This is a genomic window from Pseudomonas sp. 05N434, from assembly GCF_056396965.1.
In genome coordinates this window covers 1-8642 of record NZ_JBFTMK010000170.1, presented here as the reverse complement: position 1 = coordinate 8642, position 8642 = coordinate 1, and the positions used below count along the sequence as shown (strand labels likewise).

Genomic DNA, 8642 nt, shown 5'->3' with positions numbered 1-8642 from the left:
GTACTGGCTCCGGCAGCAGTGCCAGGGCCTGGCGGTGGACGGGGCCGTAAGGGATGTTCTCCGAGAAAACCTTCTGGGCCTGCGGCTGGCTGGCAAACGCGATGAAACGCTCGGCCAGCGCCTTGTTCGGCGACCCTTTGACCACGGCCCAGTATTCCGGGTCGTACAGGCTCTGGGGCCAGACGATGCTCAGGTTCATACCTTCTTTTTGCGCCGAGGCGATACGACCGTTGTAGGCGGCACTCATCACCACGTCACCGGCGATCAACCACTGCGCCGGTTGGGCTCCAGCCTCCCACCACTGGATGCTCGACTTGATCTTGTCGAGCTTGGCAAAGGCACGGTTCACGCCCTCGGGGGTGCCCARCACTTTGTAGAGCTCGTCTGGCTTGACACCATCGGCCAGCAGAGCGATTTCCAGGGTGTACTTGGCGCCTTTGCGCAGGCCGCGCTTGCCCGGAAAGTCGGTGACGTTCCAGAAATCCGCCCAGGAAGTCGGGGTCTTGGCCAGCTTGTCCTTGTTGAAGGCCATGACCATCGACCAGACGTAGGTGGCCACACCACACTCGGTCAAGGTCCCCGGTACGAACTGGGCCTGGTCGCCAAAACTGGCCTTGTCCAGTCGCTCGAACAAGCCGGCATCACAGCCACGCAACAGTTCCGGACTCTCCACCTCGACCACATCCCAGGTGGCATGGCCCACATCGACCATGGCCTTGATCTTCGACAGTTCGCCATTGTATTCGCCCGCCACGATGCGTCCCGCACCGCTTGCATTGAAGGGTTGGAAATAGGCCTTGTCCTGGGCCTGCTTGGTGGCGCCGCCGAACGAAATGACAGTCAGGGCCTGGGGCTCGGCGAGCACGCCGGTGCACAACAGGGCCAGGGAAAAAGGAACACAGGTACGTAAGGATAAAGACATGGAACGCTCCCACAGCTGGTTTTTAGAATGGTGTAAAGCCGGGCAGTGCTGGCCAGAGGCCGATAAGGTTCCACCGTGCCGGGCTCTTGGGGCCGGCATCGTTATGAAAAAAGCTTTCATCCGGGAAAGCCGGACCAGAGGTGCTCAGTGCGGTTTGATAGTGCGGCATCAATCGGAAGAGGAAAATTATTAAAAATATGCTTGTGAGCTATAAAAAAGCTCTTCAGCAGTGGGCACTGCTGATCCGGGTTGTATTCAGATGAGGTGGATCAACCGGTCACAGGGTCTTCTACCGACCGGTTACCAATAAAGGCTCGAACTGGGCGTGGCCGCCCAGGGCGTCATGTCTCATCTGGCGGTTTGATTCGTACTGATTTCGAATGGTCCTTCAGCGCATTTCAATCTGCGCCTGCAACTGGCCGCCGACGATGGATATTTCTTTGAACTGTTCACCGTCGCGCAGCACGAACAACGCGTCCATCCCGCGCTCTTGTGCCAGGCGTGGGCCTTCGGTTTCGCCCAGCACCATCAGCGCCGTGGCCCAGGCGTCGGCGAGCATGCATGAGGCCGCCACCACTGTGACGGCCGCGAGCGCGTTGCACAGCGGTGCGCCGGTGGCCGGGTTCATGGTGTGGGCATAGGACTGCCCCCTCACATCGACCCAGTGTCGGTAGTCTCCGGACGTGGCGATGGCAGCGTCGCTGAGTTCCATCACACCCATGACTTCGCGCACCCCCCGGCAGGGTTTTTCAATGGCTACGACCCAGGGTTGGGCATCAGGTTTGACGCCGCGGGCGCGCATCTCGCCATCGATGCCGACCAGATAACGAGTGATGCCAAAACCCTCCAGACAGCGGGCCAGCTCATCGACAGCAAAACCCTTGGCGATACCGTTCAGATCGAGGTTCAGCGACGCACGTTTGCGCACCTGATTACGTTGCGGGTCAACGCTCAGCGCCGCACTGGCGGACAGGCGAGCTTGCGGCGGCAGCGTGTCGAGCATCTGCTCCGTGACGGTCTGTTCGCCGGGGCCGAACCCCCAGGCATTCACCAGATCGCCGACCGCGATGTCGAAGGCGCCGCCGGATTGCTGACTGACACGCAGCGCGGCAGACAGCACCATGGCCAGTTCCTTGGGTACCGGCACCCACTCCTGTTCGGGGGCGACGTTGAGGCGGTTGAGATCGGAGTCGGGTTTCCAGGTGGACATTTGCTGGTCTACCCGGGCCACGGCGCGTGCCAGGCTATGGTCGATGTTGTCGGTATTGATCCCGGCTTGCGCATAGAACAGGGCGGTGTAACGGGTGCCCATGGTCTCGCCATTCAGGCTGTAGCGTTGCAAGTCAGTAGACATCTTCACGGTAGCGTCCTTGTGCCTTGAGGGTCAGCACACTCAGGTTGATCGGCGCCAGCACTTCATCCAGGGCCTGCATCACGCCCTTGGCCATCTCGCGACCGCCACACACCAACACTTGGGCGCCTTTCTCAATCAACCGGCGCAAGACCAGCGCATCGCTGATCAACCGGTCTTGCACGTAACTGCCGTCCATGACCTGGGAGAAGGCGGCACGCAATGCCGTGAGGCGCTGGTCCGCCAGGTAACGCTTGAGCTCTGATTCATAGAGGAAATCCGAAGCCGGATTACGCCCGCCCCAATACAAGTGCATGGGGTGTCGGGCCTTGTTGTTGCGGATAAAACCGGTCAAGGGACCTATGCCGGTACCGGCGCCGATCAGGATCACCGGGTGCGCGCCCGACGCCGGACGAAATTGTGGGTTGGGCTGGATAAAAGCTTCGATCGACGCACCGATGTCCAGGTTGTGAAGGAATTGCGAGCACACGCCACCTTCGTGTTTACGTACGCAGATTTCCAGCACACCGTCCTGCGAACTGCTGGCCAGCGAGTAAAACCGCGGGATCGCGCTACCAGGGGGCAGAATCCCTGCGAGGTCTCCGGCCAGAAACTCCGGCAGCTCGCTGGCTGCCTTGAAGCGTAGTACGTGGGTCGGCGCATTCACCTGTTCGCCGTAGGCGATGCGCTCCATCAGAATCAGTTGATGGGTACGTGGCTGCTCCGGAGTATGGACCAGCGTCAGGTCCTGCCCCAGTACTTTGCCCAGTGCGCGGCCCCAGCGAGCAAATTCCTGGGCGGACTGGCGGTTGACGGTTTCCAGCTCCAGCAGCGGTGAGCCACCGGCCTGTAACATCGCGTCCTGCACCTGATGGGCGTACTGACAGAACTGCGCAAACTGGCGGTCGCCCAAGCCCAGCACGGCAAACGGCAGGCCGGGTTTGAGGCCGACCCTGGTCAACCGTGCCAGGAACTGCGAAGCCGAGGCCGGGGCATCGCCGTCGCCGTGGGTCGCGGTGAGGATGAATACCCGTTGGGCATTGCTGTATTCGCTGGTGTATTGATTCATCGCCGCGCTATGTACTCGGTGTCCGGCCTGGTGCAAAGCGTCATGCAAGGTGTTGGCAAAGCCCCAGGTGCTATTGTTTTCACTGCCGACCAGAATCACGCTGTCGGCGGATTGCGCGGTGCAGTTTTCACGGATGTTCGGAGCGGCCTTGCGGCGGCGCCACCACAGCAGGATGCCGGTCACGCTCATCAACGGCACGCAGAGGGCACAAAGCCCCAGCGGCAGACCGAGCCACCAGAGGCCTTCACCGGTGTGCAATTGATAAATCAATTCGTAGACGTTGCGCATCGAATCGTGGGCTTGATAGGACAGCAAAGTGCCGCTGGCCTGGTCCACGTAACCGTCGCCCTGGGCCGTGCGCAGGGAAAACACGTCTTGCGGGTTATTGGGGTTCGGGTAGACCAGCTCGCGCAGGTCATTCAGGTCAGTGGCCTGCAAGGCTTTCAGGTTCGCCACCGGCAAGGCCGGGCCGGCGCTGACGTGGGCGGGGAAGGTGGGCTCATTCTGACTGCCATCAGCGATAAAGCCGAAAGTCGTGGCGCACATATAGAGCCCGCTCAGTGCCGACAACAGCAGCCCAAGCAATGCCAGGCGTCCGACTTCAGCATGCCAGCGCTGGCTGAAGGAACCTCGCAGTGGCCGCAACAGGTTGCGCCAGCCGCCCAGCCGCCGGGCCAGCAACAGCGCACCAGACACCGACAGCATCAGCATCAACAGCGCGCCGACTCCAGACACCCCGTGGCCAGGTGTGCCAAGGAACAGCGAGCGGTGCAGGTCTTTCATCCAGCGCGAGAAGGCGGATGGCTCGTAAGGTGCGAGGCCTTGACCGGTCAGTGGATCGACCTTTTCGGCCCCGGCCTGACCGTCCTGGTTGTAGTAGACGATGACCGTCCCGGACGCTGTGCGCTGGATCTGCTCCACGCCTTGGAAATGGCTGGCTACGCGCCCGGCCAGTTGACTGACGTTGACTTGCCCGGCAGCGGTGGACGTGCTGTGCAGGCGTTCCAGGGCGGGGTCGACAGACAGCATCGCGCCGCTGATGGCTAACAGCATGACCAGCAGGGCGGCGATCAGGCCGGGCAGGGAATGGAACTGGCGAAGCATGTTCAGCCTCCAGAATGGCCAGTGCTACAGATCGTAAGTAAAGGACTCGACGTAGGTGCTGCCGGTCGCCGGCTTGCCTGCGCCCTTGGACGTCAGGGGCACGCTGACATCGGCGCGGGCATCACGTTTGTCCTCGACGGCGCTGTCGATGCGGATTTGATAGCCGGCATCGATCAGGGTGTCTGCCAGTTCGACACTGACTTTGAGGGTGCGCCCACTGCCGACGCTGGCGCCGCTGACCCCGTCAAACTCGCTCGGGTTCATCCCGCTTCCACGGGCCCAGTCGGCCAGATGCCTGTAATACTTGGCCTTCTTGCCGGCCACCCAGAGGGTTTTCTGGTATTGGCCAGTGCCATCGGTGACGTAGATCGCCAGATACGCATCATTGCCGCCGTAGTCCTTGAGCTGAGTGGTCAAGGTCACTTCACGGGCCTGGACCAGTCCTGGCAGGGCAACGGCGCCGGCGAGGCAGGATGCAGCGATAATTTTTTTCATGGGAGTGTCCTTTTGATCGTTGGGTCCAGATCCTGGACTTGCTTGCTGACAGCAACCTGAAGCGCAGTAAAAATCATCGACAGAGGGACTCACCTGAATCTTCAGATTCACGTCAGGTAAGGCGATTAAGGTGCTGCACGATAATCATCAAGGAGGTGCCAGATGCGGGTTTTATTGGTCGAGGACGCACCGGGGTTGGGGGAGGCGGTGCGCGAACAGATCGCCGATGACGGCCACGCCGTCGATTGGGTACAGCGCCTGGAGCATGCGCGCAACAGTGTGCGCACTACCCCTTACGACCTGATCCTGCTTGACCTGATGTTGCCGGACGGTCGCGGGCTGGATTTTTTGCGTCAGCAGCGTTCCGCAGGGGATACAACGCCGGTGATCATCCTGACCGCCCAGGATCAGATATCCGATCGTATCGCCGGCCTCAATGCCGGGGCCGATGATTATCTGGTCAAACCGTTCGACCTGTTTGAACTATCGGCCCGTGTGGCTGCAGTGGCTCGCCGTTACAGCGGCAACCCCAACCCGCAGATCAAACTCGGCGAATTGCAGATCGATATGAGTGCCCGTACGGTGCAGCGGGCCGGTGCGACTGTGGACCTCACGGCGCGGGAGTGGGCGCTGTTCGAGGCATTTGTCCAGCGCCCCAGCGCACTGCTGTCCAAGGCGCAGCTCGAAGAACGGTTGTACGCTTTCGGTGCCGAAATCGAGAGCAACACAATCGAGGTCTATATCAGCCGGTTGCGTAAGAAACTCGGGCGCGACCTGATTGAAACCGTGCGCGGCATGGGCTACCGGTTGACGTCCGCATGAAGTCGTCCAGCCTGCAAAAACGTCTCGGCGTGGGCTTGACCCTGGGCATGACCTTGCTTTGGCTGGGGGCGACCGTCGGCGCCTGRCTGGTGGTGCAACATGAGTTGAATGAGGCATTCGACAGCGCGCTGGAAGAGACGGCGCAACGCATGCTGCYCCTGGTCGTACTGGAAATCAGCAATCGGGAAAAGCCCGATGAGACACACCACGTGGCCCCCCTCACAATGCACAAGGAATACCTGACCTATCTGGTGCGCGATGCGAGGGGCAAGATCCTGATGCAATCCCACGACGCCAACCCGAATATCTTCAACAAACAACCGACCGAAGGTTTCTCCACCACTGAAAAATACCGTCTGTATGGCGCCAGTGCGTTGCGGGAAACGCTGTTCATTGAAATCGCCGAGCCCCTTGGCCATCGCCGTGAGGCTGCGCGGGAAGCCTTGTTTGCCTTGCTGATGCCGCTATTGGCGCTGATTCCCATCAGCCTGTTGGGCACCTGGTTATTCGTGCGCATCAGCCTGCGCAGCGTATTGGCCTATCGTCGAGCGGTGGAGGCCCGTGGGGTGGGTGATCTGTCGCCGATCAAAACGTCGCGCCTGCCGGCCGAAATCGATCCGCTGGCTGACGCGGTCAACCATCTGCTGGAGCGTTTGCGCAAGGCCCTGGAGGCCGAGCGTAGTTTTACCGCCAATAGCGCTCATGAACTGCGCACGCCACTGGCCGCTACCCTGGCGCAGGTCCAGCGGCTGCGTCACGAAGCGCCCGAAGGCCCGTTGCGAGTGCGCGCGGCAAAGATCGAAAACTCGTTGCGCGAGTTGGCGCGGCTCTCGGAAAAGCTTATGCAACTGGCCAAGGCCGAAGGCGGTGGGCTGCTGTCCGAAACGCCCCAGGATCTCGTTCCGTTGCTGGTCCATGTGGTTGATGAGTGGAACCATAGCAGCGCTCGCCACATCGAGCTGCAGTTGCCAACCCAGGCCTGCGTGTACTCGGTCATTGATCCGGATGCTTTCGGTATTCTGTTGCGCAACCTGATCGAGAATGCGCTGAAGTACGGTGCGATGGATCAACCGATCGAAGTCAGTCTGACCGACCAGGCGTTGCTACGGGTGGTCAACGGTGGCCCGGTGGTGCCGGAGCCCGTGTTGCAGCACCTGACCGAGCGTTTTGTGCGCGGTCACAGTGAAGCCAGCGGGTCAGGGTTGGGGTTGGCGATTGCCAAAACCATTGTGCAGGGGGTCAACGCGCGAATGATGCTGGTGTCGCCGGCAACAGGTCGACAGGAGGGATTCGAAGTCTGCGTCTGGTTACCGCTCGTGTCCGCTGTCGAAGGCTGAGGGCATGCTTGGCATGTGCTAACTGTTCGCCACTATTTTCTCTGGCTACCCATGGACGAGGAGAGTCCGGGCAGAATTACAGCACCGATCTCAGACCAGGTTGACAGGTGTAAAAGCGTTATCGCTCAGCCACCAACAACAACGACTGCGGCACCGGACTTTGCGGGTGCTGCGGCTCTTGCAGGCTGGCCAGCCGAAAACCGGCCATGTCCAGGGCATTGAGCCAACTGGACAAGGTGCGCGAGTACCACGGCATGGGTTGCCACTGCCCCTTGAACCCGGCGAAGGTTTCTTCCCGCCAACCGTCCTGATAGTCGCCCGCCGCCGCGGTCCACGGATGCAGCGTCTGGATCACCAGCGCGCCACCGGGGGCGAGCAGGGCGTTCATGGCGGCGAGCAGGGGGATGATGTCCTGATGCAACAGGGCGAAGTTGGCGCAGATCAGGTCGTAGTCGCTGCCGATGTCCACCTTCGCCTCGACCAACTCGTCATAGCTCGCCAAATGCACCCGCGAAGAGCCCGCCGCCCGTGCTGCCTCGACCAGTGTCGCATCGCCATCCACACCGACCGCCTCGATGGCCCGTTCAGCCAGCGCCCGCAACAGCCAGCCCTCGCCGCAGCCCAGGTCGAGCACACGCTCGGGTTGGCGGCCCAGTATCGCCAGCAGGATTGCCTGGTCGGTGACCTTGAGTCGGCTTTCGATGGTGCCGGTGCGGATAGCCTCGATCCAGGGCTTGGCGTTGTGGTGCCAGCTCTGGAGGAGGGTGGATTCGGGGGCGGGCATTTTGATGTCCAGAGTAATGGGGTGGATGGAAGGATAGGACAAGTGCAGGGCCTTGTTGGGGAAAGAGCTGAACCGGGGCAATTGCAGGGATAAAACTCGTGTGCCTTTGACGGTCTGTCGATTGCTACACACAGTCGTTCGGCATGATCTAAGCTCCTCAAGGTATGGCTTTTCGAGCAGGGGTTTCCATGCGAAACACACCTGAAAACAGTCTGAAAATAGCGTTGAAAGCCTGTAGAGACAGCTTTGTTTCTGTTGGCTTTTTCAGCTTTTTCATCAACGCGCTGATGCTCGTTCCTACCTTCTATATGCTTCAGGTGTATGGACGAGTGGTCACCAGCGGAAGTCTGACGACCCTGGCGATGCTGACGCTGATCATGACCGGGTTGGTGGTAACACTCGGTTCTCTGGAATGGGTGCGTTCACGCATCATGGTTCGGGTCAGTACCMGGCTGGATGTGTTGCTGAGTCGCCAGGTCTATAAGGCCAGTTTCAAACGGGCGCTGGAAAGTGGCGGCATGGATGCCTCGGCCCAGTCACTCAACGACTTGACGGGCTTGAGACAGTTTCTCTCCGGTAATGGATTGTTCGCCTTTTTTGATGCGCCCTGGTTGCCTATCTATGTCGCTGTGATGTTCATGTTCCATCCCTGGTATGGCTGGGTAGCGGTGGGCAGTGCGTTGTTGTTGTTATTTCTCGCGTTTCTCAATGAGAGGTTGACGGGGCCGGCACTTGCCCAGGCTAACAAGGAACATATC

At 60.5% G+C, this 8642-nt stretch carries 7 protein-coding genes and 1 pseudogene; 3 read left to right on the top strand and 5 right to left on the bottom strand.

Annotated features, from left to right (window positions below; all coding sequences use genetic code 11):
* The 4 genes from AC1DLB_RS13115 to AC1DLB_RS13100 all read right to left on the bottom strand — a co-directional run.
* Positions 1-922, bottom strand: a 922-nt coding sequence (locus AC1DLB_RS13115; RefSeq protein WP_477785093.1) for an ABC transporter substrate-binding protein, incomplete at its 3' end; no start/stop codon positions are given.
* 388 nt (positions 923-1310) lie between these two features.
* Positions 1311-2276, bottom strand: a complete 966-nt coding sequence (locus tag AC1DLB_RS13110) for an FAD:protein FMN transferase (RefSeq protein ID WP_477744404.1) — start codon at positions 2274-2276, stop codon at positions 1311-1313.
* The gene (locus AC1DLB_RS13105; protein WP_477744398.1) at positions 2266-4446 is read right to left on the bottom strand and encodes a PepSY domain-containing protein; all 2181 of its coding nucleotides are present in this window, start codon (positions 4444-4446) and stop codon (positions 2266-2268) included. Before AC1DLB_RS13105 ends, AC1DLB_RS13110 begins: the two co-directional genes overlap by 11 nt.
* Before the next feature lie 24 nt (positions 4447-4470).
* Positions 4471-4941: a DUF2271 domain-containing protein gene (locus AC1DLB_RS13100; protein ID WP_477744399.1), complete on the bottom strand. Its 471-nt coding sequence runs from the start codon at positions 4939-4941 to the stop codon at positions 4471-4473.
* A gap of 162 nt (positions 4942-5103) precedes the next feature.
* Here AC1DLB_RS13100 and AC1DLB_RS13095 point away from each other — a divergent pair, with 162 nt between their 5' ends.
* Both AC1DLB_RS13095 and AC1DLB_RS13090 read left to right on the top strand, forming a co-directional pair.
* Complete coding sequence (locus AC1DLB_RS13095) at positions 5104-5763, top strand: response regulator transcription factor (RefSeq protein ID WP_477744400.1); 660 nt, start codon at positions 5104-5106, stop codon at positions 5761-5763.
* Positions 5760-7100: an ATP-binding protein gene (locus AC1DLB_RS13090; protein ID WP_477785092.1), complete on the top strand. Its 1341-nt coding sequence runs from the start codon at positions 5760-5762 to the stop codon at positions 7098-7100. Before AC1DLB_RS13095 ends, AC1DLB_RS13090 begins: the two co-directional genes overlap by 4 nt.
* 118 nt (positions 7101-7218) lie before the next feature.
* Here the strand turns inward: AC1DLB_RS13090 and AC1DLB_RS13085 are convergent, their stop codons facing one another.
* Positions 7219-7884 (bottom strand): class I SAM-dependent methyltransferase, encoded by a 666-nt coding sequence (locus tag AC1DLB_RS13085; RefSeq protein ID WP_477744401.1) that lies wholly within the window; start codon positions 7882-7884, stop codon positions 7219-7221.
* Between the two features lie 188 nt (positions 7885-8072).
* On the opposite strand from AC1DLB_RS13085, the pseudogene AC1DLB_RS13080 reads away from it, so the two are divergent.
* Positions 8073-8642: pseudogene (locus AC1DLB_RS13080) on the top strand (type I secretion system permease/ATPase); the annotation flags it as partial.

What these genes read in the sequence shown, in the direction of transcription:
- AC1DLB_RS13085 (WP_477744401.1), bottom strand. Translation starts at nt 7,884, where the DNA reads ATGCCCGCCCCCGAATCCACCCTCCTCCAGAGCTGGCACCACAACGCC.
- AC1DLB_RS13095 (WP_477744400.1), top strand. Translation starts at nt 5,104, where the DNA reads ATGCGGGTTTTATTGGTCGAGGACGCACCGGGGTTGGGGGAGGCGGTG.
- AC1DLB_RS13100 (WP_477744399.1), bottom strand. Translation starts at nt 4,941, where the DNA reads ATGAAAAAAATTATCGCTGCATCCTGCCTCGCCGGCGCCGTTGCCCTG.
- AC1DLB_RS13110 (WP_477744404.1), bottom strand. Translation starts at nt 2,276, where the DNA reads ATGTCTACTGACTTGCAACGCTACAGCCTGAATGGCGAGACCATGGGC.
- AC1DLB_RS13105 (WP_477744398.1), bottom strand. Translation starts at nt 4,446, where the DNA reads ATGCTTCGCCAGTTCCATTCCCTGCCCGGCCTGATCGCCGCCCTGCTG.